Origin of the sequence: Arsenophonus endosymbiont of Aleurodicus floccissimus, from assembly GCF_900343025.1 — a bacterium.
Classification (GTDB): domain Bacteria; phylum Pseudomonadota; class Gammaproteobacteria; order Enterobacterales; family Enterobacteriaceae; genus Arsenophonus.
Map to the genome: position 1 here is coordinate 79,982 of NZ_OUND01000004.1, position 23,567 is coordinate 103,548.

Consider the following 23,567-nt stretch of genomic DNA (forward strand, 5'->3'; position numbering starts at 1 on the left):
CAGTAAGCATCCTGATAAAGAGAAGCTGTTCTGGTCACTAACTGATAAGGCTTACAGTTTGGCAAGAACCTGACCGATCCGAATAACCCGCGCCAGACCTAGCCACACTTCTACGATAGCCTGTTTTCCTAAGCTCTTAAGCGTCATGATGAACGGAATTGCGGCATAAACCCATGTACGTATTGACGAAAGAGCAAAACATGCGCTATATTGTATCCAGCACCGTTAATAAAATGAGTGTCGGGCCTGAAAGCCTGAGTCAACAAGCGGACATAATAGCCCGCTTTAATTCGGTTTTTTACGTCCGAAATCAGCGCTACGCCCCTATAATGGTGGGACGTAGCGGGAAAGCTGAAAGGCTCGCCGGATTTCTTGTTGACTGGTCTTGCATCCCTGTTACGTCTCGCCACCATGCCTGCAAGCGTGGAACGAGGTTTGAAAAACTTCAACAAGAGGCCATCACTATAGTTGCTACTACCCAAACTCGCCCTGAGTTTATTGGTACCTACTGGATTATCCGAGAATACTCCACTACCCCTTACCGCAAAGTGTCGTTTACACGCCAAGATCGCCGCACCTTCAATTGCATGTTCAAAGATAACTGCCTAATCTGGGCCGGTCGTCAACCTGTACGTACTGGCATGGGGGAAAATTAACATGAGAATTGTTGATACCTCCGGTGGCTCGGCAGGAAAAATAAAGCTAGAAATTAGCTCAGAAAGCTACAGCAAGCTTATTAGAGCAAGAGACGTGGCAGCATAATATCTATCAGTATCTTGAGGCTGGAGAAGCTGAATTTAAGCCTATTCCGTGGCTCCCTGAAATTCTGGATTATCTGTGCAAAAACATTGATGTCATTTTGCATGAAATCGACAAATAGGAATTGAGAAACAGCTTATCAAGCACCTATTTATTTAAAGAAGAGAATTTACAGGAGCCTTGTCATGACTAACGTTACCTATCCTATTTTAAATCAAAAGATGAGGCACAGGCGTTTCTCATGACTGGAAGCGATATTGGATTTACTAAGTGGGATAATGAGTTAAAAGAAGCATTACTACGTGCGCCCCTTACATTTCGGCAATATAAAGTATTTGACGCCATTCACCGACTGACTATAGGTTGGAATAAACAGTGTTCACACATTGAAAATACACGGATAGGGAAAATGACGGCGATCCATCATACGCATGTCAGTAAAGTTAGGAAAGAACTTAAAAACATGAATATGATATTTAAACACAATAATGAAGTATCCATAAATCAAAACCATCATGAGTGGAGTTTCAATAAAAGTTTAGCTGAACCAGCTAATAAAATTAAGCCAAATCAGCAAGGTTTAGCCAAAATAGCTAATCATAATGAAACATTAGCCGAAACAGCTAATAAAAATGAGCCAAATCAGCTAACCATTACTGAATTGGCTAATGGTTGCCAAAACAGCTACACATTAGCTAAAACGGCTAATATAAGTTTAACTAAATCAGCTAATGAGAGTTTAGCCGAATCAGCTAAACATAAAAGAAAGGAAAGACAGGAAAGAAATATTTTAAAACATAAACTACCCCAAACCCCTTCTTTGGCAAAATCAAAATCATTTGACCCAAGCTCGGTAGACCTTCCCGCTTGGCTACTCAAATCAACCTGGGATTCCTGGGTGCAGTACCGCAAGGAAATCAACAAGCCGATTAAATCCCAGCAGACGGTGATTCAAGCTATCAAGCTGCTAGGCAAGTGCCAAGACAATGGGCATCAGCCAGAAGAAATTATTAACGCTAGTATCGCCAACGGTTGGGGCAAGGACTCTTCGAGCCTAATCAACCAAGAAGAACTCAACAGACGAAATCCCACTCTGTCGCAGATAGCTTTGCTGACAAGGACTATGGGGAACAGCGGCTACCTGATTGGGCGAGGGAGTGTCTAACGAAGGAGGGTCTATGAACTACAGCACAGAAATTATTACCGTACGTCAAAAACTGGCAGACCTGAATGCGCCCCCTAAGCCACTGGAACACACGGTTTACGAGGAAAGAGAGGCCATCTGTGACAGGCACGGCGTATTCAAACAACGTTGCCGTAGGATGGCGCTTCACGGCAAAGGGATTGAGACAAAAACCGAATGCCCTGCTTGCCTGAGCGAAAAATTATCTCAGTTGCAGCAAGCCTAAGCAGAGCATGAAAAACAGCGCAAGCGCAGCAAAATTAAAATTCTCATGGATAACCTGAATCTGCCAGAGCGCTTTACTAATGTCACCCTGGATAACTACGAGGCAGTGAACCCAGATGCGGCCCGTTGCTTAAAATTTTGCAATGCCTATGCCCACCCATTGGCCTGAACGCCTTAAGCAGGGTGGCGGTTTGGGGATGTGTGGCAAGCCAGAAACCGGCAAGAATCACCTTGCCCTGTCGATTGCTAAGCATGTTATCAACGAACACCAAAACTCAGCGCTATTCACGACCGTTTTGCGCATTGCCCGTTAGTTTAAATCGACCTGGAGCAAAAATGCAGAATGTTCAGAAGCTGAAGTTATTAAGCGCTATACGCAGCCTGACTTGCTCATCATTGACGAGGTGGGGGTTCAGTTCGATAGCGACGCGGAAAAGCTGATTTTATTCGAGGTCATCAACACGCGCGACGAGAGTATGAAGCCGACGATAATGATCAGCAATCTGGCCTTGAACAAACTGACTGGATTTATCGGAGAGCGTGTGATTGACCAGATGAACGACGGCGGAGGTTGTACTTTGACGTTCACGTGGAGTAGTTACCGTTCACGGATGGCTGCATAAGTAGCTTTTAAACGGCTTAAAACGCTCTATACGGCGTTTTCAATCACCAAATCAATTCCACCAATTCACTACTAACAGCGCTCACAGTGGCGTACAGATAGCATTTATTAAATTTTCAAGGTTAGTACCAAATGACATATTTACGAAAAAGCTGGTTTCGATACGAGGCCATTAGCACGAGAGAGGCTAATAGACTTGTGAAGTAATACAGAGAAAAGGGGTATCATGTTGAGAAAACAATGAATACCGATAAAAAACTGTGGGATGTTTCGGTGAAACTTGAAGAAAGCTGTAACAATAAACCCACGCCACGCTGCATGATTGAGTCTGTAATGAATTTTGTGTAAATGGCTCCATCGCTTAACCGGAGATTCGTTCTCCATACATCAACATGAATTGGCTCATAGCCGGTTTCCAGTCTCTGATTGGCAAGGTCCATTTAGCCGAGATATTATGCAAGGCTAGATAGAGTAATTTTAGCACTGAGTCATCCGTTGGAAATATTCGTCGCGTTTTCGTTATCTTGCGCAATGAAGCATTTAACGACTCTATCGCATTGGTGGTATAGATAACCTTGCGGATCTCCGGCGGAAAGTCAAAAATGACGATGAGACGTTCCCAATTACTTCTCCACAACAGGCTGATCGTCGGGAACTGTTTATCCCATTTGGCGGCGAAGGCATCCAGGGTCTCTTCAGCGCCCTCTAGCGTTGCGGAACTATAAGATGGTGATGGTGCGGGAGGTCAGCAGCAACGGCTTTACCCTCTTTCCAGCCTACGTAGCGCAGCGAGTTCCGCACCTGATGCACCGATGCAGAGCTGTACCCGCGTATGCGGGTAAACAGCTTCAATGGCATCAGGAAAGCCTTTCAGGCCATCGCAGCGGGCGATGACGATGTCCTGTAGCCCAAGCCCCAAGCCCACTATTTTTCAGTTTTGTCATCACAGATAACCAGAACCTGGCCCCCTCGGTTTTGGCTATCCCATAGCCCCAGCAGCTCTTTTTCGCCCTGGCTGTTGACGCGGAGGGCCAGGTAAACAGACTTATTGGCCACGGCTCCACCATCCTGGCTTTTAAACAACAATACAGTCAAGGTAAACAATGGGATAAAGCGCATCCAGCGGCCGTTGCTGCCAGCGCTTAACTTCATCCATCACGGCATTGGTGACTTGAGAAATGAAGCTAGCGGAAACATCTACCCCGTATACTTCTTTAAAGTGTGCCTGAATATAACGGGTTGATAACCCTCTAGAATATATAGAAATAATGCGGTCATCGAAGCCGTTAAGCTGTTTTTCGTTCTTACCGATCAGTGTCGGCTCAAAGGTACTGTTGCGGTCGCGCGGAATATCGAGCTCGATCTCCCTATTTTGGCTACGTACGCTCTTGGATGTCTTGCCATTGCGGGAGTTGCCTGAATTATTACCTTGCCGGGTCATGCTTGGCATACCCAAGGTGCATCTCCATCTCAGCTTCAAGAACCTGTTACACCAGTCTTTTAATCAGTACCTTGAGTAGGCCTGATTCACCCAGCAGATCCTAAGGGGAATGACAATCTTGAAGCAGTTGGTCAATAAGTTCGTTGCTGATAGGCATTTTGTTGTCCTTTGAAGGTTTTCCTCAAAATGCCATTTACACAGATATTTTTACACTCTCTCATGATTAACAAAGTCTGGCATTCTCCGTTATACAAAAACCTACCCTGGTTTAAAACCTATGATTATCAGCAAAACACCGAAGCCATTCAAAGATCGATGGCAAACGCCTATTGAAGTATTTCAAGCACTCGATGTTGAATTTAATTTCAAATTAGATGCCACTGCTGATGAAAATAACACGCTATGCAAAGATTTTTTAACTGAACAGCAAGACGCACTAACATGTGACTGGAATATTGAAGGGGCCATCTTCTGCAATCCTCCATACAGCAGCAAGATGATGCCTTGGGTAAAAAAAGCAGCCAAACAGTACCGCAAACAGAAAAAAACGATTGTGATGTTATTGCCTTCTGATACCTCTACAGCATGGTTTCATGAAGCGTTAAAAACATCTGATGAAGTGCGTTTCATCACTGAAGGACGACTCTTATTTGTTTCTACCGAAACAGGCAAGGAAGGAAAGGCCGGCAACAGTAAGGGCAGTGTGTTGTTTATTTAGCGATCGTGGCGAATACCTGCATGCAGGATGACGTATGGTCAAAGAAAAAAAATTATTAAAAAAAGGTGTGAATCGTGATAATCGAACTCCCATTCCCGCCCAGCGTTAATACTTATTGGCGACATAACTCAAAAAGAACTTACCTCAGTGATAAAGCAAAAGAATTTAAAGCAACAACCGCAAAAATTGTCAACGAAATGCGCCAGAATCCGGCTGCCAAAAATTTGAAGGTGAGGTCTCTGTATCGATGCAACTCTATCTACCCAACAAGATAAAGTGTGATGTAGACAATTATTCCAAAGGTGTACTCGATTCTTTAACTGGGGCGGATATTTGGCACGATGATAGCCAAGTTCGCATGATGACCATTGAGAAGATGGATAACAACGGTGGTGTAAAAGGCGGCAAGTGTGTCGTCATTATTGATGAATATTGTTAACCTTCGCTGACTAAAAAACCATCAATACACCAACAAGGTCAATCACATTTAAAATCTAAGGTAACAACGATGACTTTTTCAAACCAACCAATATTGGTTAACGGAGACTAGTTGCCATATATCAAAACACTGTCAGATAATTCCATCGATCTTTGTGACTGATCCGCCATACTATCGTGTTAAATCCTGTACATGGGACAGACAGTGAAAAACAACCGAGCAATATCTAGCGTGGCTAAATGATTACCTTGTTGAATTCCAGCGGATATTAAAGCCAAACGGCAGTCTCTATCTGTTTTGTAGTGAGGCATTGGCCGCTGATACCGAAATTATGCTAAAAAATCACATGAGGGTGTTAAATCACATTATTTGGGCTAAACCGTTTGGCCGGTGGCGGCGACAGAAGAAGGATACGCTTCGTTTATTTTTCCCCAGCACCGAGCGAATATTGTTTGCCGAGCAGTACGAGGCAGAGGGTACAGCAAAAAATGACGCTGGCTATGCATTGAAATGTGCTGAGTTAAAAGGCGGAGTGTTTTCTCCACTGATTGACTATTTCATCACCGCAAAAAATCAACTCAATATCACAAACAAAGAAATAGAAAAGTATATGGGAAGCTACATGCATCGGTATTGGTTGTCGTATTCTCAGTGGCAGCTACCGAACGAAATACAGTATGAACGTTTGCAACAATTCTTTTCGCAAAAAGCAGCTGAGAAAAAATTAGCGTCGTCTCTCGTCAATAATCACCATCAACTGAGTTTGAAGCACGACGAACTTCAGCGTGATTACGGTGAACTGATGAAAAGCTATGCCGAACTTAAGCGACAATATGAAAACTTGCGCCGACCTTTTTCTGTCACCAAAGACGTGCCGTATACCGATGTGTGGAACTTTCCGCCCGTACTATACTATCCAGCGGTAAACATCCTTGTGAAAAACCAGCAGCCTTGCTTGAGCATATTATTAACGCCAGTAGTAAGTCGGGACATACCGTAGTGGATTTCTTTATGGGATCAGGCTTAACGGTGAAAGCCGCAATTCAATTAGGTCGGCAAGCTATCGGCGTGGAGTTAGAAATAGATAGATTTTTGCAGACTAAAAAAGAAATAGGAAATCTTATTCCTCAAATCAATAACAAAGGTATGATTTTTTGCCGAAGCGCTACCCTTCTCCCAGAAGAGACATACCCCATTATTCAAACACCCGAAAATAAATAAAGCTATCTATGAATAATATTGAAAAATACACAACGGGCACTACCTATGTTGCCAGCGCGACGACGTTCCTATTTGGAGCGCTTTCGCTCAGTGAATGGGCGCTAATTACCGGTATTATCTGTTCAGTGTTGACCGTTGGCCTCAACTGGTACTACCGACACAAAGAGTACCGTTTCAAGATAAAATAATAACAATAAAGAGGAAGTCACGATGAGCAATGAATTATAGCCAAGCGACATTATTTTGATAACAGTCAGCTATGCTTTTTTGCCACATATCAGGGCATCGGCTGTAATCTTTAAGTCGGTTGGCTATACCACTCCATTTGCACCCTTCCAGTGAAAACCCCAGCAAGTCATCAAAAGTTAAGCAGTATCTTATTACCAATAATGCAGCCTATTACAATGTCGTGGTCAGTGTTATTGCGGAAAGTGGAGATTTTCTCTACTTTCAGGGTTGGGATAACGGTCAATATGAAACTTTCACGCCCGATATGTACCAATACTCGGCTGAACTGCCGACGGGCTAACTATAATGTCTCCTGAATTTCGTAAACGATTGATAACAGTGACGGCAGGCGGCGTATTAGCACTGGCTGCCGTCTTGGTGCAGTGGCACGAAGGTAAGCTCTATAAGCTCTATAAGCTCTATAAGCTCTATAAGCTCTATAAGCTCTATAAGCTCTATAAGCTCTATAAGCTCTATAAGCTCTATCGTGATGGTGGTGGTGTGCTCACTGTTTGTCACGGTCATACGGGCAAGGACGTTACACAGGGAGAAATCTATAGCGAAGAAGAATGTAACGAGTTGATGAAACGGGATTTGTAAGTAGCACGCTCCACCGTTGAACATTATGTCACTGTTCCGCTCTCCGATTTGCAGAAAGCCACTTTAATTTCATTTGTTTACAATATTGGCAGTGGGGCTTTTGCCAATTCAACGCTACTCAAAAAGTTGAACGCCGGAGATATTCACGGCGCTTGTGATCAGATGTGCCGATGGAAATACGATGAAGGAAAGGTATCAAACGTGCTGATTAATCGCAGAGAGGTGGAATGGGAACTTTGTTTAAATCCAGATTTACTAATCAATCCAACTCAATGAGCCTTGGTTATCGTTCAAGGCTTTTCTATACGCGCCACGCTACATAAAGAATCACATCAAACCGGAACCTTTTGAAATGAGCCTTTGAGGAAGTCGGTTAGTGCTGGCGAGCCTCGATGGACTGATTTCCTATGCAGCAACGGTTCAATTCAAAAGGAAAACGCAATGCAATATTCAAATGTTATCGTACTCCCCACATCTAAACAGCCAACTATGAGCAGTATTGAAATGGTTGACTGCATTAACACTGACCGTGCATCAAAAGCAAAACGTGAAGGGTTTAGCGTTCCCTTGCAAGAAGTATCGTAAGCTACGTCACGACAGCTTTATGCTCAAAGTGCCAAAGGTCTTAGGAGAGACCACATCTCCAAAGTTTTTTGGAGATGATATTTTCACCGCTGGAAACGGCGCTCAGGCCACACGCAAGATTTATCGCTTCCCCAAACGTGAAGCTTGCCTAATGGCAATGAGCTACAGTTACGAACTACAGGAAACCGTGTTCGACAGGATGACTGAGTTAGAAGGTGGTCAAGATATTAACCTTCTCGACTTGTCCGATTTAACAGAATTCACCATTAAGCAGATGCAAGATCGGGTTGCACTGGCTGAAAAGTATTCTTTTACAGAGCATGGCCAAAAAGGTAGCAGCCTAATGGCGTTACGTAGAAGAGAAAAAAAGACAATTAAAATAGTTGAAGAACAGGTGAAAAAACTCTCTCAACTTCTTCTATGCGATCTTGGCAATTTTCCAGATACCAGGAATTTAAAGCAAGATGAGCAACCTAGAATTCATTGAAAAACATGTAATAACTGAATTGATCAAACAAGGATATGACCAATCTGTAGCACGGATCAGTGCAGACATAGCAAAAGAACATTATCGCCGCAATACCGCCAGTGCAAAAGGTAAGATGTTTGTAGATTGTCTGCATGTTGCCAAAGTCTGGGCTGGAAAGTATCAGCCTCAAATCAAACCAAAATGAGGATGACTTCATGTGGATATTAATCCTGGCTATGTATGCCAGTCCTTACTCGTCCAGTAACGTAGCTAGCCTTCATACACAAAAGTTTGACACTGAAAACAGGTATCAATTTGCCGCAAAAAGGTTTGAACAGGAATTTGAGACTTTTAAGGACATCAACGCAAAAGCAATTTGCGTAAAGAAATAATTACCCGTTCTGAATTTATCCCCATAAATCTTATTATATCGCACGGTAAGGAATCATTTTGTCTGCTTATTACAACGAGATTGACCTTTACGCGGCGCAATGACTGCGTAATTTAATCGTTGCGGGTCATATTGCCGATGGTGATGTCGATGAATGCTCAATAAAGGATGTCAAACCGGATGACCTTAAACCCTACACAATGCCATTTCTTCGCCGGAATTGGTGTCTGGTCATACGCATTGCGTAATGCAGAATGGCGCGATAACAAGCCAGTCTAGATAGGAAGCTGCCTTTGCCAACCTTTCAGCGCGGCAGGTAAAGGTAAAGGATTTGCTGATGAGCGGCACTTGTGGCCCGCGTTCTTTCATCTCATCCAGCAGTGCAACCCTGACGTTATTTTTGGTGAACAGGTTGCGAGCAAAGACGGCCTCGGCTGGCTCGACATTGTACAAACTGACTTGGAAGCAGAGAAGTACACCACAGCAGCACTTGATTTATTCATTGCGTGCTTCGACGCACCGCATATCAAACAGAGACTATATTGGCTGGCCGACACCCACTGCGGGCGACTGGAAGGATGGCAGGGAATGCAATGCAGCGATCAAATCCCAGCTAGTACGTTTGGTATGGCTGACGGGCTCTGTAGGGCACGCCGAATGCGATTGACTCAATGTCGATGTGTTCAGTGGAAGTACTAGCAAAATGAAAGAAGAAAGGGGTTGCTCGAATCTCAAAGACCAGATACACAAAATAGTTTATTGGTCACAACTAATGCGACTAAAGGCTTCTGGCGAGATGCTGATTGGCTTTATTGCAGGGACGGAAGGTGGCGATCAGTTGAACCCGACACATTCCCGTTGGCTAATGGGATTACCAACAGAGTGGGACGACTGCGCGCCTACGGGAATGCGATTGTTCCGCAAGTTACATCAGCATTCATAACGGCATTTCTGGAAACAACTTATGAATTGGAAAATTCCTCTTGTTATCGCTTTGCTACTGACCTCAATATTAGGAGTAACCCTGTATTACCGGACACTGTATTACGACGCTGAAAAAGCACGAAAGATTACTGTATATGATAGGGAAAAACAACAGGTTGTATTTGAGCAGTTAAGCCATCAAATGCAGACCATCCCAGCGCTGGATACACAACACACCAAAGCACTTGAACATGATAAGAAACTTATTACCCAGCTTGAGCGCGATGTAGCTACTAGTCGTCGCCGGTTGCACGTCAAAGCAACCTGTTCCAATGTGTCAGTCAATACCACCCCCTCCGGCTTGGATGATGCAGCCCGCGCCAGACTTTGACTACACCGCTCAACTAAATTATTTAACCCTCAGACGACGAATTGAAATCGCAGAACAGCAAATAAACGGCTTGCAGGATTATAATTCGGCAGGTGGTGCTCTCTCATCAACAGGAAAAGCAGGAATGAATCATTCGATTGATTGTCGTGTTGGTATGCCAGACATTGACGATAAGGTACTAATTTATCGAAAAGAAAACAAAATGCAATTGATCGGTACTTATCTAGGAAATAGCAAATTCCACTATGGATATTCTTGCCAAGGTATCCAAAAAACTTGTACCGCTAGCCACTCGATGCCGTTGCCTGAGCCGCCGAATGAAGATAATGCACTTGAAACTTTTAAAAATGCCAGAGAAGCGTTACTTAATACGCCAAAAAAGCGTGTCAGTATAATGAAAGAAAGAGGGAAATATAATGAGAATTTCGCCAAAAATGTTTGCGTATGGGATTCAAGTCTGCTTCAAAGATGCTGATACTCCCAAAGAGTATATATCTGCGCGTGAGCCATTAATAAATAATGACTTTTTGAAATTTACTACGTTTGATAGCGTGGAGTTTCTTATACCTGTATCGAGAATAAAGTATGTAAAAACTGTTCCAATAGAAAAAATGGCGAAGTCTATAGGTTTAAATTATACAAATTTTGTGCTTTAAGAATTAATCCTGAATGTCTCAATGATCTACAAAAAGAATTAAAGGCATTCTTTAACTCAGACAATCAATATGCCAAGCCAAATTTCTAGGCCTTCCTGTAAAACATGGTTGTCCTTATGAAGAAAACCTAACTGTACAATTCTCGCTGGTATAAAGCGAGACAGGCATTTCTTGCCAAAAATCCCTTATGTGTAATGTGCCTAGATAGTGATTTAATTAATCCTGCTACCGTCATTGACCACATTGTAACGCATCGTCTTCACTTTGCTCAGACAAGCAGAAGAAGTTAAGACAGCACAAAAACGTTTCTGGGATGAAAAGAACTAGCAGCCACTCTGTGCTCAACATCACAACACAACCAAGCAACGGATGGAAAAAGGTAACAAAGGCTTTGGTTGTGATGAAAACGGGATGCCGAGTAATCCCAATAGTCACTGGTATCAACAAAATAAATAGGGAGAGTGGGTTAAAAGTTCCAGTAAATAAAGCTTACTGACCCACGTTGCCCCCTCTGTACGCACAGTCGCGAAATGAAATCTCATTTCACAAAACATCTTATATTATTGAAATACAAATACTTTTATAAAAATTAACAAAATGGATACATTTATGGCTGGAAGACGCCCAAAACCAACCGCCTTAAAATTAGTAACCGGTAATCCAGGAAGAAGACTACTTAATAGCGCAAAGCCTACCCCACCACCCTATTCAGTTCCTCCCCCAAAACACTTATCCAATACGGCAAAAGAAATCTGGGAGCGGCTAACACTACTGTTAAATAGCATGGGCATATTAACGATTGCCGATGCTTTTGCACTGAAAAAGCTGTGTGATATTTACGCTGAGATCCTGCGATATCGCGCCTTGATAGAGAGCAACGGTGAAACGTTTTAGGTGCATTCTCAAAACGGCATATTAATCAAGGCGAATCCAGCCGTTTCGATGCTGTCGGATGCGGATAAACGCTTTAAAGCTATCTGGTTGAATTTGGCTTAACACCCGCAGCAAGAACCAAGGTGAGGACACATGACAAAGAAAAAAAACGGACGAACTCGACGAATTCTTCGCTCACTGATTTGCCCACCGACTATGCCACTCAAGTTATTTCAGGCGTAGAGATTGCCGGGCCTGATATTCGTCATGCCTGTCAACGTCACTTGCGAGATTTATCGACGGGTAATACGCGGGGTCTGTTGTGGGATGTCGGATCCGCACAGCGTGCCATCCGTTTTTTTTCCAACGTATTGCAATTGAACGGCGGTATCTATGAAGGCAAGCCGTTTAATTTACTCCCTTGGCAGTGTTTTATCGTTGGCACCCTTTTTAGCTGGAGAAACAACGAAGGACAACGCCGTTTTCGGATGGCCTACGTTGAAGCTGGAAAAGGATCAGGGAAATCGCCACTGGCGGCGGGGATAGGGCTCTATTGTCTGGTTGCCGATAATGAAGCGCGAGCCGAAGTCTACGCCGCTGCCACCAAAAAAGACCAGGAGATGATCCTGTTTCGTGACGCCGTCGCGATGATAGACCAATCGCCAAAGCTGGCCGAACGTATCCAGAAATCCGGTGGGGCGGGTAAGGAATGGAATCTGGCATTTTTACAAGCCCGTGCTTTTTTCCGGCCTATCAGTGCCGATGATGGGCAATCCGGCCCGCGTCCTCACTGTGCCTTGATTGACGAAATTCACGAACACAAAAGTAATCAGATCGTTGAAATGATGCGGGCGGGCACAAAAGAAAGGCCGCCAACAGGCATTGATTTTCATGATCACCAATAGCGGCCATAACAAAACCAGTGTGTGTTACGACTATCACGAATACGGACGTAAAGTGGCAGAGGGCAGCATTGAAGATGATAGCTTTTTCGCATTCATCTGTTCGCTGGACGAAGGCAATGACCCCTTTAAAGATAGCGGTTGTTGGAAAAAAACGAATCCCTCATTATAGCATACGTTCAGCGAACGCTATCTACAGGAGCAAGTCACGCAAGCCCGTGGTATGCCAGCCAAAGAGAGGCCTGGTTCGTCGTCTCAATTTCTGTCAGTGGGTCGATGCCGAGAATCCCTGGATTAATAGTGATAGCTGGATGGCGGGTGAGGAAGCCTCGCTGGATTTAGGAGCACTAGCAAGCTCACCCTGCTATGGTGGCCTGGATTTATCCGGCAAGCAGAATTTAACGGCACTGGCGCTTTATTGGCCGGAAGAAAAAGTGGCTTATGTCGAGTTCTGGACACCTAAAGACACCTTACTGGAACGTGCTAGGGTAAACAGAGTGCCTTACGATGCCTGGTTGCGAGAGGGTTATATTAACGCCACGCCAGGGAATGAGATTAATCTGGGTTTTGTTGCTCAACGAATAGCCGAATTATCCGCACGATATACCCTCAATCGTATTGCCTACGATGCGTATCATCTTGATTATTTACAGCCAGAACTGGAAAACGAAGGGGTGAATACGGTATTAACGCCGCACGGACAAGGCTTTGGAAAATCGAAACAATCCGGACTTTGGATGCCACGATCCATTGAATTGCTTGAGCAGCGTCTTCTCGGTGGTGAATTACTCATTGATTTTAATCCCTGCCTACGCTGGAAGGCCGCGAATACCGTTATTGAAGAAGATAAAAACGGCAATCGTGTTTTTAGCAAACGCCGTAGTAACCGGGTGCATTGACGGGGTTGTTGCGCTGGCGATGGCAATCGGGGCCGCCGAGGTTGTTGAGGAAGAAAGCGGAGATCTGGTTGGCTTTTTAACAAATCCGATTATGTTAGGGCTGTAGTGAAAAAACATAAATCTCCTGGCAAAATTAAAAGCGCGGTGCACACCTAGCTAGGTGTGCCGCAGAATTTAACGGATACGCTGTCATCGTTTCATGACTATAGCCAAAGTAAGAGTGGGCAAGTGGTGACAACGGATAAAGCCCTACAACTTTCTGCGGTCTGGGCGTATGTGCGTCTGTTGAGTGAATCGATATCCACGTTACCGCTCAAACTCTATCACCGTGAGTCAGATGGTTCACGCAGCCTCGCACAGCAACACCCTGCTTATCCTGTCTTGTGTCGTCGTCCTAACCTGGAAATGACCCCTTCGCGTTTTATCTAAATGATTGTTGCCAGCTTGTGTTTACGTGGTAATGCCTTTGTTGAAAAAAAGAAGGTCGGTCAGCGTCTGGTCTCCCTCGTCCCACTATTACCCCAATACATCACCGTTAAACGCCGTGATAACGGGCGACTGGAATACCACTATACCAACGACACCAAACCGGGTTATTCCTCATTAAAACCCCGAGTTATTGCAGATAATGACATGATGCGCATACGGGGGTTCGGATTAGACGGTATTTCCGGCATAATGCCGTTGAAAACGGGTCGTGAGGTGTTTGGCTACGCGATGTCGCTCGAAATAACGGCAGATCGGTATTTCCAGAAAAGCATGTCGGCATCCGGTTTTATCTCGTTCGATAAGTTGTTGTCAGAAGAACAACGTGAAAGATTTAATAAGCATCTTGAAAACTTTGCTGGCTCAGAAAATATCGGCAAAGTGATGTTGCTAGAAGCCGGAATGAAATTTAATGGTATCCCCCTCGATCCACAAACCTCACAAATGTTGGAAAGCAGCGATCATAACGTCGAAGAAATCTGCCGTTGGTATCGCGTTCCGCCGTTTATGGTCGGTCATATTACGAAATAAAGCAGTTAGGCTTCTAGCGTAGAAGGGATGAACCTGATTTTCTTGACCAATACATTACGGCCCTTACTGGTCAATATTGAATAGGAAATTGCCCGCTGTCTGTTGGATAATAACAAGGATTATTTTGCGGAATTTTCTGTTAAAGGACTGCTCAGAACCGATAGCACGGGTCGAGCAGCCTATTACACTACTGCGCTACAAAATGGCTGGATGAGTCGCAATGATGTGAGGAGACTGGAAAATCTGCCGCCGATTGATGGCGAAGACCTGTATACTGTTCAGTTAAACCTCACGCCCCTCGATCAACTGGGGCAGGCGAATGACAGCGAAAAAGCACGAGTTGCTCTAAATGCCTGGTTATTTCCTGAAAAATCCTCATCTCATCACCCGACTGGCCCCCAGCAAGAAACAAAATAACTGGAGTTTTTCCCGATGAAAAAACATGCACTTCCGGTATTCCCGGCGGTTTTTCCCTGTCCGAAAATGACCAGTGAAATTTCACAGTCAGCATTAACAAAATGGAACCGCATCATCAGGGCATCAATCCAGGATGATAATACGCTATCGATATTTTAGACGATTGGGCAGGATTGGGCATGTGAAGGGATCACCGCTAAACGAATTGGCGCAATATTACGTTCACTGAAAGGTAAAGATATTACCGTCAATATCAATGCGCCGGGTGGCGATCTATTTGAAGGGCTAACTATCTTCAATCAACTCCGTGAATATGCTAGCAAAGTGACCGTGAAAATATTGGGATTAGTGGCTTCTGCGGCTTCAATCATTGCCATGTCAGGCGATGAGATACAAATCGGGCGAAGTGCTTTTCTGATGATCCACAACACCTGGGGTATGGCCGTCGGTCATCGCCATGACTTTGCCGACATTGCCGAAAAAATGACCCCCTTTGATTTTGCCATGCGGGATGTTTACGTCGCCAGAACCGGGATGGATGAAAAGACGATCACCGCGATGATGGATAATGAAACCTGGATTAATGGCGGCGAAGCGGTAGAGAAAGGTTTTGCGGCGGATGCCTTCCTACCCGCTGATAGCACACAACAGGATAACGATTCGCCTACCGCCGCACTGAGAAAACTGGATGCACTGTTAGAGAAAACCAATACACCTCGCGCTGAACGCCGACGATTATTTAAAGCTTTACGGGGTGATATGCCGAGCGCTATCACGCCCTCTCACGGTACGCTGTCCGCTATACCCTTAATGTTTCTTCGGAGACCTTGACATAACTGGATAATGCCTTGCGTCGTCTGGTGTCGATACCCCATTAAACTGGAGACAATATGTCTGATATTAATGAAATGTTTAAGAAAGTAACGGCTTCTATTGAAGAAGCCAGCAGCAAATATAACGCCCAGGCAGAGAAACCCCTGAAGAAAGCGAAAAAATCCGGTGAACTTTCCGCAGAAACCAAGGCGGCCGTTGATAAAATGGCGGTCGAATTAAACGCCTTACGCGAAGCAGAAAAAACCCTGAAAGCCCAGGTAGGCGAAGTTGAACAACATATTGCCCAAATGCCGGTCGCCAATGCGTTGAACGTGGTGAGTTCTATCGGTCAACAAGTGGTTGGCATGGAGGTGGTACAGGCTTTAGGCTCGGGCATGGAATCCAGCAAACGGATAGTCGCGCCGATTAACGCTACACTTATTTCATCGGATGTTACAGGAACGATTGTCGCCCCAGACCGTCAAACAGACATCTTGACCAAGCCGAAGCAATGGTTGTTTATTCGTGATTTGATTGCCAGTGGAAAGACGCAAAGTAACACGATTTATTACGTGAAGCAGAAAGGATTTACCAATAATAATAATGCCAAGACTGTCGCGGAAAATACCACGAAGCCCTATAGCACGATTGAATTTAAAGAGGCAACCGTCCCCGTTCGCACGATTGCCCATATGTTTAAAGCCTCCAAACAAATTCTGGATGACTTTTCGCAACTGGCCTCCCTTATCGATATGGAGCTACGTTATGGCCTGAAATACGTTGAAGAGCAGCAAATTCTCTTCGGTGACGGTACCCGGTTCAAACCTGAACGGGATCTTTACTCAAGCCACTGCATTCAAAGTAGAATTAAAACCAGCACATCGAACCGCGATCGATGATCTGCGGCTTGCCATGCTACAAGCGGCAACTCACACGGATCCCCGCGACAGGCCGTGTGTTGCACTTTACCAACTAGGCACAGATTGAACTTATCAAGAATACGCTGGGGCGCTATCTCCTTTCCAATCCGGCAGCCCTGACGACGCCGACGTTGTGGGGCTTACCCGTTGTCGTCACAGAAGCCGCTGAGTTTAAAGATAAATTCCTGGTGGGGGCTTTCAATTTAAGTGCGCAACTGTTTGACCGTGAAGAAGCAAACATGGTGATCAGTACCGAGAATACCAATGATTTTGAAAAGAATATGATTTTGATTCGTTGCGAAGAGCGTCTGGCGCTCGCGGTTTACCACCCTGAAGCGTTTATCAAAGGTGACTTAACTAAGATAGAGGTTTTAGGTGGCGCAGGAAAAGGCGGGAATAACGGAGAGTAATCAACGTTAAATACAATGGCCTATCAATGTAGGCCATTGTTTACTGGAAATAAACAACTATGCTTATTAACAAAGAACAGGTCAAACGACAATGCAGGATTGAATTAGACGATAACAGTGAAGATGTACTCCTTGATAGTTATATCGCCGCCGTAGAGCAAAAAACCATCGCACACCTTAACTGTAATCTCTACAAAGCCTCCGTGCCTAAAACTGACCCTAACGGTCTGGTTATCAATGCGGCGATTATTCAGGGTATGTTACTATTGGTGACGGGGTTATATGAGTATCGTGGGGGCTATCCGATATGGAATAGTTGTCTATTTTTCCGTTTTTTAAGTTTTTAGTTGATGACTACAGGCTGACCGGACTATGAAACTGCATTATAGCAGACCGTATTCCCGTTTCCTATATCCCGGGGAGTTAAATAAGCGCGTTTTGTTTTATACACGACAAGATGAACCGATAGGCGGTAGCGGGATACAGGCAGCAAATCAATACGAGCATACCGTCTGGGGAAAATTGATCTCCGTGAGTGACACACTTCGCCTCCATTCTTTTCAAATCAACAAAACCGTCACGCATAAAATTATTGTGAGATACAGACAATCGCTTTACTCAAGTGATCAAACGGTAATTAACGGTGTCGTCTATATCATACGGGGCGTTACTGATATCAACAGTGCGGGGCGGTTTCTGTCTTTTTCTTATGAGGAAATGCGCAGTCAACCCGAAAGAGGAAATGATTTTGGATAATCTCCATATTGATTTTCATCAACCCAAAGAATTTGTCTTTAATCGCGCAAGGATCCGTCGTGCTTTTGTGAAAGTCGGTCAAATGCATCTGAAAGCAGCACGTCGTCAACTAATGAAGCGGGGTGGCCGTTCAAGACCCGGTGAAACCCCACGGTGGCAAACCGGACGATTAGCGCGATCTATTGGTTATTACGTTCCGAAAGCGACATCACGACGACCCGGATTAATGATCAAGATTGCCCCCAAGCAGAAACGTGGTGTCGGCAGTGAACCAATTGAAGGCGATTTCTACACTGTTTTTCTGCATTATACGGGGTACGTAGCACTTCTCGCGGCATGTCTAAACAGCACAAACGACAAAAACGTCACTACCAACGCGGGGGATGGCGTATTGAGAAATGTCAAAATTACATGGTGGTAAAATTAACGCGATTAAAAAGTTGGACTGCCTACATACTCAAAAGAGAACTTCGTAAATCACTACGAGCAGAGCGCCGTCGGAGTCATGAATGAAATTAAGTCCTATTATCTCTGCATTACGTACCTATTACCCACGCTTTGAGAATAGAGTAGGCAGTGTTTCTCAATATGAGGATTTACCTGATTGCGGAAAATTGTCTTTGCCGGCTGCTTACGTTATTCCGGGAGAAGATGTTGTGGGTGAACAACGGTCACAAACGGATTATTGGCAATCATTAACCGAAAGTTTTTATGTCGTGGTGATTTTAAATAATGCACGTAATCAAAAGGGACAATATCCCTCTGTCGACACATTAAATGAAGTCAGGTCTGAAATCTAGCGGGCATTACTTGGCAGCCAGCCAGAGCCTGGTTGTGGTGCAATTCATTATGACGGTGCAGAGGAAGCCGATTCAAACCGCGCCGAATATCACTACCTGTTTAAATTTAATACTGAAACAGACATCAACGCTTGAAGATACCCGCCACTATGTTGATTTGAACAATTTACCCAATTTGCATAGCGTTGCTATTGATCTAAACGAGCAATCAAGCAGTATAAACGCACATTTGGAGATGAATATAAAATGATGGGTATACAACCAGAAATTGTTTTTATAAAACCCCAGCGCGCGCGAAAAGTGCCTATTCCACAATATATGCGCGATACTAAAGAATATTTTGGTAACTATCTTCCCGAAGATGGTTTGCAGGTTCAAAAAACACTTTTTTGGATCAAAAGAAAGCAGGACGATGATATTGAAGAAGTGTCTGAATCTGATGATTCCCCGATTGAACAAGAGACGGCTGATACCGCAAGAAACAAGTTAAAAAAAGCTAAACAGGAGACTCAAGAATGACCATTAGCTTTAATACCGTGAACGCCCATCTGCGAGTGCCTAGTTTCTATCCAGAAATGGATAACAGCGCTGCCAATACGACACAAACCAGTGGCCCGGCACTCCTCATTGGCCATGCATTACCCCATGCACAAATCACCCTGAATTCACCGATGATCATCCCCTCGGCAGATCAGCAGAAATGATGCAACAGCTAGCCGGTCGTGGCAGCCAGTTGCGCCGCATGGTGCAGGCGTATCCCCGGATTGATGCGGTCGGTTAACTGTTTATCATTGCCCTACCTGAAACAATGGGCCTGAAGCAAAAGGCGACATCACGATTAGCGGGACAGCAACCAACTCTGGTGTCGTCACGCTCTATATCGGCAATCAACGTATTTTAGCTGCCGTCAAGAAATCGGATCCGGCAAATACGGTTAGCCGCCGCGCTTGGCAAGGCCATTAACGATAATGAGGACTTACCCGTCACCGCGACGATAGATGCTGACAAAATCAGCTTGATGGCAAAACATAAAGGGTTAACCGGCAACGATATTCCCTTGATGATGAACTATTATTCGCCGACAGGCGGTGAGAATACGCCTCACGGTCTTAATATTACCATTACTGCCATGAGTGGCGGTGCTGGCTCCCCCAATATGGATAGCGTTATCAGCATAATGGATGACTTATTATTTGATTTTGTTGGGCTGCCTTTCTCTGATGCTGCCTCTTTGCAAAAGATAAGCGCGGAGATGAACGACACGAACGGTCGCTGGAGTTCTTATCAACGGTTATACGGTTATGTTTATACCGCAAAAAAAGCGACGGTCGGTGAACTGGTCGCTTTTGGTGACACCTTTAATGATCCGCATCTCACCATTGCAGGCTATGAGAAAGCGACACAAACTGCGCTTGATGAACTGGTAGCGGCACGACTGGCACGGTGCGCGATATTTTTGCGTAATGACCCAGCCAGACCCACCCACACGGGCGAGTTAAGCGGGGTATTACCCGCACCGTCTGGCAAACGCTTCACCTTGACAGAGCAGCAATCCCTGCTTTCACACAGTATCGCCGCCGCCAATGTAGAAGGCGGCGTATTACGCATTCAGCGCGATGTGACGACCTACCAGAAAAACAGTTACGGGGTGGCGGATAACAGCTATCTGGACAGTGAAAGACTCTATACCAGCGCTTACCTTTTGCGACGATTGAAATCGGTAACCAGCAGCAACGGACGGCATAAACTGGCCGATGACGGTACACGATTCTGGGCAGGTCAGGCGATTGCTACGCCCGCCGTGATTAAAGGTGAACTCTGTGCGGTTTATCGCCAGATGGAAGATGAAGGCATTGTCGAGAATTTCGAGGCTTTCCGTAAAAATCTCATCGTTGAACACAATGGAAAAGGCCCCAACCGGATTGATGTGGTATTTCTTGCGGATTATATCAATCAACTGCGGGTATTTGTGTTGGCAAATCAATTCAGGCTGCAATATAATCAGGGTGAGGTGGTGTGATGACGGGAAAAAGAAAAATAGGTGACACCTGCTATTTTAAGGTGGACGGCCAACAACTCTCACTGAATGGCAGTGTAGAAGTGCCGATGAATACGGTTATCCGCGAAGATCTTGTGGGTATTGATGGCAGTGTGTATTACAAGGAAACGCATCGTGCGCCTTATATTAAGGTAGAATTTAAAGTTAAGAGAAGTTTCCCGATAAAAAAACTCACTACAGCAGATGAAATGACCATTACCGCTGAATTAGCTAACGGTATGGTCTATGTATTGTCAGGCGGGTGGCTATCCGGCGAGAATCTTCACATAATGCTGACGAAGGCACGGTCGAGATGGAATTTCACGGAGACGAAGGATTTTATCAATGAAATCAATAGCACTGAGTAAGCCGATTCAGGTACACAATAACAAAGTCACCGTCCTGAGAATTCAGGAACCCACGTTTGATCAGGTTGAAAAATACGGCATTCCTTTTAGTTACTCTGAACGAGGCGATATGCGGTTGGATACGCGTTCAGCTCTGTCTTATCTGCCTGAACTGACGGGGGATACCCCGCTCCTCCGCACAACAGCTAGCGCTACATGATGTGTTTGTAGCTTCGATGATCATCGCGGGTTTTTTTACCGGTGCCCAGAACCTGGCAGTCTCAGACGACGATTCTATAACGTTGCCTGGTTCTGGCGACTAAATCCCCTTGAATTACGCCAGCATCCGCTAAGCCAGTTCTTTGATCTGGAAACGGGAGGCTGTTCACATTAACAAGGAGCAGCATGGTGGCTAACAGTATTGAGTTAAAAGCTATTATCACTGCCGTTGATAAACTCTCCGCCCCGCTAAAGGGGATGCGGCGTGAAATCAAGACCTTCAAGAAAGAGTTTAGCGCAGGAATGACAGGCGCGGCGGCATTAGGGGCAGGGATTGTTACCGCAATGGCCGGCCCTATCAAGCAGACAATAGACTTTGAGTCGACGATGGCTGATATCTGCAAGGTGGTTGATTTTGATACGCCTGTACAGTTTAAACAGATGTCGGAAGATATTCTTAAGCTGTCGACAGAATTGCCGATGGCCGCAGATGGCATTGGTCAGATTGTGGCCGCGGGCGGTCAGGCAGGGATAGCGAAAGAAGAATTAATGTCCTTCACCCAATCTCCGCCGTAAAAATGGGTATCGCCTTTGACCAAACGGCTGAGCAATCTGGGTAGATGATGGCACAGTGGCGGACCGCCTTCCGGTTAACGCAAAATGATGTCGTCTCGCTTGCCAATAAAATCAACTACCTTGGCAATAACGGGCCCAGCCAATGCCGCCAAAATCTCTGAAATTGTGACCCGTATTGGCCCGCTGGGTGAAGTGGCGGGTTTTGCCTCGGGTGAGATTGCGGCACTTGGCGTAACGATTGCCGGTATGGGCGTGTCGAGTCAGATGTGGCTGCAACCGGTATAAAAAACTTTATGCTGGCGTTAACCAAAGGGAAATCAGCGACAAAATCACAAAAATTGCGTTACGTACCTTAAAAATAAGTCCCAAAAAACTGGCCGCACAGATGCAGAAAGACGCGAAAAGCGCCATGTTGATGGTGCTGAAAGCCATTGAGAAAGTCCCTAAAAAAGATCAGGCCGCATTATTAAATGATTTGTTTGGCTCTGCATCCCTTGGAGCCATTGCGCCACTACTCACCAACCTTAAATTACTGGAAGTTAACCTGGATCGCGTCGCCGATAAACAAAAGTACGGCGGATCGATGCAGAAGGAATATGCTACTCGGGCAGTCACTACCGCAAATGCAATACAACTGTTTAAAAATCAGATGCATGTTGCCAGCGTGAGTATTGGTAGTATTTTTCTACCTTCCATTGTTGAAGCGACAGAGAAAATCCAGCCGTTGATTGAGCAATTTCGCACCTGGTCAAAAGCCAATCCAAAACTGATTAAATCCTTCGCCAAGTGGGGCCTTTATCTATTGGAAACCGCGACAACAGTAGGTGTTGTTACCCGTGCTTTCAGGATTTTTAACAGTGTGATGAAAATGTCGACGCTAGGTAAACTGGTCACGTTAATGGTAATAGGGGTGGACTTATCGTCGAAAACTGGGAAACGATCGGCCCGATTATTAAAGCGGTCTGGAAAGATATTGATGGCGTTATTCAGGCAATCGGCGGTTGGGAAACCGTGCTCGCAGGCATTCTGGTTTTTGTTACGACAAAATGGGCTGTCGATATGGTGAAATCGATTCGGCATGTCACCCGTGAAATAAAAACATTGGCTAAAAACATCCCCTCTGGCATCAAGGGGATGCTGGGAAAAGCGGGAATTATTGGTGCTGTTGCGATGGAAGCCGCACCGCTTGTCGACAAAAGTCTCAATGCCGCATTCGGTGATAATGAATGGTTTCAAAACATCAGAACAGCGCGGGATTGGGGCGAGTTTGGTCGTTCAATGATGGGCGACAGTCATTTGCTTAAAGATGACAAGGGCAACTGACAATTTCAGTAAGCCCCAAAAAAACACCTTGGATTCACTGAGCAAAACTGAACCACGAGACGGTGAAGTCAGGCTGATCTTTGAAAATACCCCGCCGGGTATGCGTATCTCCCCCGTAGGCAATGCGCTACCCTGGCTGAGTTACGATGTCGGCTATAACCGATTTTCCAGGCAGTAGCAGTAAGTAAAAACAAAGGAGAAGGAATATGAGTTTTTTAGCAATAGAAGTTGATAATTACGACAATGGAAACGCGGACGAACCAACGAAAACGATAGGAATTAATTTTGAGTCTATAGGAGAAATAAGTAAAACTGTCAGTTTAGGCATCCCTCAGATACTAATTTTATCAGAAAAAAATCTTTTAAAACCATCAGGAAGCGTGATGATCATTTTGACTATATAGC

The 23,567-nt window shown here is 44.9% G+C and carries 19 protein-coding genes and 14 pseudogenes; 30 read left to right on the plus strand and 3 right to left on the minus strand.

Annotated features, from left to right (window positions below; all coding sequences use genetic code 11):
* The first annotated feature begins 182 nt into the window (after positions 1 to 182).
* The 5 genes from ARADI_RS12600 (at position 183) to ARADI_RS21815 (ending at position 2,790) form a co-directional block, all read left to right on the plus strand.
* The gene (locus ARADI_RS12600; RefSeq protein ID WP_147392413.1) at positions 183 to 656 is read left to right on the plus strand and encodes a hypothetical protein; all 474 of its coding nucleotides are present in this window, start codon (positions 183 to 185) and stop codon (positions 654 to 656) included.
* A 344-nt stretch (positions 657 to 1,000) separates the two neighbouring features.
* Entirely contained in the window at positions 1,001 to 1,924 is a 924-nt protein-coding gene (locus ARADI_RS12605; protein WP_119712271.1) for a replication protein, read from the plus strand.
* A gap of 13 nt (positions 1,925 to 1,937) precedes the next feature.
* Complete coding sequence (locus ARADI_RS21805) at positions 1,938 to 2,168, plus strand: hypothetical protein (protein WP_439647113.1); 231 nt, start codon at positions 1,938 to 1,940, stop codon at positions 2,166 to 2,168.
* A gap of 148 nt (positions 2,169 to 2,316) precedes the next feature.
* Complete coding sequence (locus ARADI_RS21810) at positions 2,317 to 2,481, plus strand: hypothetical protein (RefSeq protein WP_439647114.1); 165 nt, start codon at positions 2,317 to 2,319, stop codon at positions 2,479 to 2,481.
* 72 nt (positions 2,482 to 2,553) lie between these two features.
* A complete protein-coding gene (locus ARADI_RS21815; RefSeq protein ID WP_439647115.1) occupies positions 2,554 to 2,790 on the plus strand; it encodes a P-loop NTPase family protein in 237 nt (78 codons plus the stop codon).
* Positions 2,791 to 3,150: 360 nt separating this feature from the next.
* On the opposite strand, the pseudogene ARADI_RS18620 reads toward ARADI_RS21815, so the two are convergent.
* The 3 genes and pseudogenes from ARADI_RS18620 to ARADI_RS18630 form a co-directional block, all read right to left on the minus strand.
* A pseudogene (locus tag ARADI_RS18620) lies at positions 3,151 to 3,714 on the minus strand (transposase).
* Positions 3,647 to 3,856 (minus strand): transposase, encoded by a 210-nt coding sequence (locus ARADI_RS18625; RefSeq protein WP_238149473.1) that lies wholly within the window; start codon positions 3,854 to 3,856, stop codon positions 3,647 to 3,649. The pseudogene ARADI_RS18620 and the gene ARADI_RS18625 overlap by 68 nt, the downstream one beginning before the upstream one ends.
* 8 nt (positions 3,857 to 3,864) lie before the next feature.
* Positions 3,865 to 4,239, minus strand: coding sequence for a transposase (locus ARADI_RS18630; protein ID WP_238149469.1), 375 nt, complete (start codon positions 4,237 to 4,239; stop codon positions 3,865 to 3,867).
* A 268-nt stretch (positions 4,240 to 4,507) separates the two neighbouring features.
* Here ARADI_RS18630 and ARADI_RS12620 point away from each other — a divergent pair, with 268 nt between their 5' ends.
* The 25 genes and pseudogenes from ARADI_RS12620 (at position 4,508) to ARADI_RS12745 (ending at position 23,566) form a co-directional block, all read left to right on the plus strand.
* Positions 4,508 to 4,948 carry a phage N-6-adenine-methyltransferase gene (locus tag ARADI_RS12620; protein ID WP_119712272.1) on the plus strand — a complete coding sequence of 147 codons (441 nt, stop codon included), beginning with the start codon at positions 4,508 to 4,510 and terminating at the stop codon, positions 4,946 to 4,948.
* 193 nt (positions 4,949 to 5,141) lie between these two features.
* Positions 5,142 to 5,387, plus strand: a pseudogene (locus ARADI_RS12625) (RusA family crossover junction endodeoxyribonuclease); the annotation flags it as partial.
* Between the two features lie 111 nt (positions 5,388 to 5,498).
* Positions 5,499 to 6,509, plus strand: a pseudogene (locus ARADI_RS18635) (DNA-methyltransferase); the annotation flags it as partial.
* 107 nt (positions 6,510 to 6,616) lie between these two features.
* A complete protein-coding gene (locus ARADI_RS12635) occupies positions 6,617 to 6,796 on the plus strand; it encodes a phage holin family protein (protein ID WP_119712274.1) in 180 nt (59 codons plus the stop codon).
* A gap of 119 nt (positions 6,797 to 6,915) precedes the next feature.
* Positions 6,916 to 7,137: a hypothetical protein gene (locus ARADI_RS12640; protein WP_147392414.1), complete on the plus strand. Its 222-nt coding sequence runs from the start codon at positions 6,916 to 6,918 to the stop codon at positions 7,135 to 7,137.
* Positions 7,138 to 7,142: 5 nt separating this feature from the next.
* Positions 7,143 to 7,712: pseudogene (locus ARADI_RS12645) on the plus strand (lysozyme).
* Positions 7,713 to 7,944: 232 nt separating this feature from the next.
* The gene (locus tag ARADI_RS12650; protein WP_369407028.1) at positions 7,945 to 8,508 is read left to right on the plus strand and encodes a Rha family transcriptional regulator; all 564 of its coding nucleotides are present in this window, start codon (positions 7,945 to 7,947) and stop codon (positions 8,506 to 8,508) included.
* Positions 8,486 to 8,695: a hypothetical protein gene (locus tag ARADI_RS12655; protein ID WP_119712275.1), complete on the plus strand. Its 210-nt coding sequence runs from the start codon at positions 8,486 to 8,488 to the stop codon at positions 8,693 to 8,695. Before ARADI_RS12650 ends, ARADI_RS12655 begins: the two co-directional genes overlap by 23 nt.
* Before the next feature lie 290 nt (positions 8,696 to 8,985).
* Positions 8,986 to 9,937: pseudogene (locus ARADI_RS12665) on the plus strand (DNA cytosine methyltransferase).
* Positions 9,876 to 10,196: a lysis system i-spanin subunit Rz gene (locus ARADI_RS18640; protein ID WP_238149449.1), complete on the plus strand. Its 321-nt coding sequence runs from the start codon at positions 9,876 to 9,878 to the stop codon at positions 10,194 to 10,196. Before ARADI_RS12665 ends, ARADI_RS18640 begins: the two are co-directional and overlap by 62 nt.
* Positions 10,138 to 10,671: a hypothetical protein gene (locus ARADI_RS12675; RefSeq protein WP_238149450.1), complete on the plus strand. Its 534-nt coding sequence runs from the start codon at positions 10,138 to 10,140 to the stop codon at positions 10,669 to 10,671. Before ARADI_RS18640 ends, ARADI_RS12675 begins: the two co-directional genes overlap by 59 nt.
* A gap of 790 nt (positions 10,672 to 11,461) precedes the next feature.
* Positions 11,462 to 11,927, plus strand: a pseudogene (locus ARADI_RS12680) (phage terminase small subunit P27 family).
* A 1-nt stretch (position 11,928) separates the two neighbouring features.
* Positions 11,929 to 13,632: pseudogene (locus tag ARADI_RS12685) on the plus strand (terminase large subunit).
* Positions 13,633 to 13,688: 56 nt separating this feature from the next.
* Positions 13,689 to 14,960 (plus strand): annotated as a pseudogene (locus ARADI_RS12690) (phage portal protein).
* Between the two features lie 213 nt (positions 14,961 to 15,173).
* Entirely contained in the window at positions 15,174 to 15,791 is a 618-nt protein-coding gene (locus ARADI_RS12695; RefSeq protein WP_439647128.1) for a head maturation protease, ClpP-related, read from the plus strand.
* 59 nt (positions 15,792 to 15,850) lie between these two features.
* Positions 15,851 to 17,103, plus strand: a pseudogene (locus ARADI_RS12700) (phage major capsid protein).
* A 59-nt stretch (positions 17,104 to 17,162) separates the two neighbouring features.
* Complete coding sequence (locus ARADI_RS12705) at positions 17,163 to 17,450, plus strand: head-tail connector protein (protein ID WP_119712276.1); 288 nt, start codon at positions 17,163 to 17,165, stop codon at positions 17,448 to 17,450.
* A gap of 25 nt (positions 17,451 to 17,475) precedes the next feature.
* Entirely contained in the window at positions 17,476 to 17,859 is a 384-nt protein-coding gene (locus ARADI_RS12710) for a phage head closure protein (RefSeq protein WP_119712277.1), read from the plus strand.
* Positions 17,846 to 18,372 (plus strand): annotated as a pseudogene (locus ARADI_RS12715) (hypothetical protein). Before ARADI_RS12710 ends, ARADI_RS12715 begins: the two are co-directional and overlap by 14 nt.
* A pseudogene (locus ARADI_RS21820) lies at positions 18,369 to 18,909 on the plus strand (phage tail terminator protein). Before ARADI_RS12715 ends, ARADI_RS21820 begins: the two co-directional pseudogenes overlap by 4 nt.
* On the plus strand, positions 18,906 to 19,178 hold the full coding sequence (locus tag ARADI_RS12725; RefSeq protein WP_119712278.1) for a DUF2635 domain-containing protein: 273 nt from the start codon (positions 18,906 to 18,908) through the stop codon (positions 19,176 to 19,178). Before ARADI_RS21820 ends, ARADI_RS12725 begins: the two are co-directional and overlap by 4 nt.
* Positions 19,175 to 20,679, plus strand: a pseudogene (locus ARADI_RS12730) (phage tail sheath subtilisin-like domain-containing protein). The gene ARADI_RS12725 and the pseudogene ARADI_RS12730 overlap by 4 nt, the downstream one beginning before the upstream one ends.
* Positions 20,679 to 21,046: pseudogene (locus ARADI_RS12735) on the plus strand (phage tail tube protein). The pseudogenes ARADI_RS12730 and ARADI_RS12735 overlap by 1 nt, the downstream one beginning before the upstream one ends.
* Before the next feature lie 406 nt (positions 21,047 to 21,452).
* Positions 21,453 to 23,340: pseudogene (locus ARADI_RS12740) on the plus strand (phage tail tape measure protein).
* Between the two features lie 28 nt (positions 23,341 to 23,368).
* Positions 23,369 to 23,566: a hypothetical protein gene (locus tag ARADI_RS12745; RefSeq protein ID WP_119712279.1), complete on the plus strand. Its 198-nt coding sequence runs from the start codon at positions 23,369 to 23,371 to the stop codon at positions 23,564 to 23,566.
* The last annotated feature ends 1 nt before the right edge of the window (position 23,567 follow it).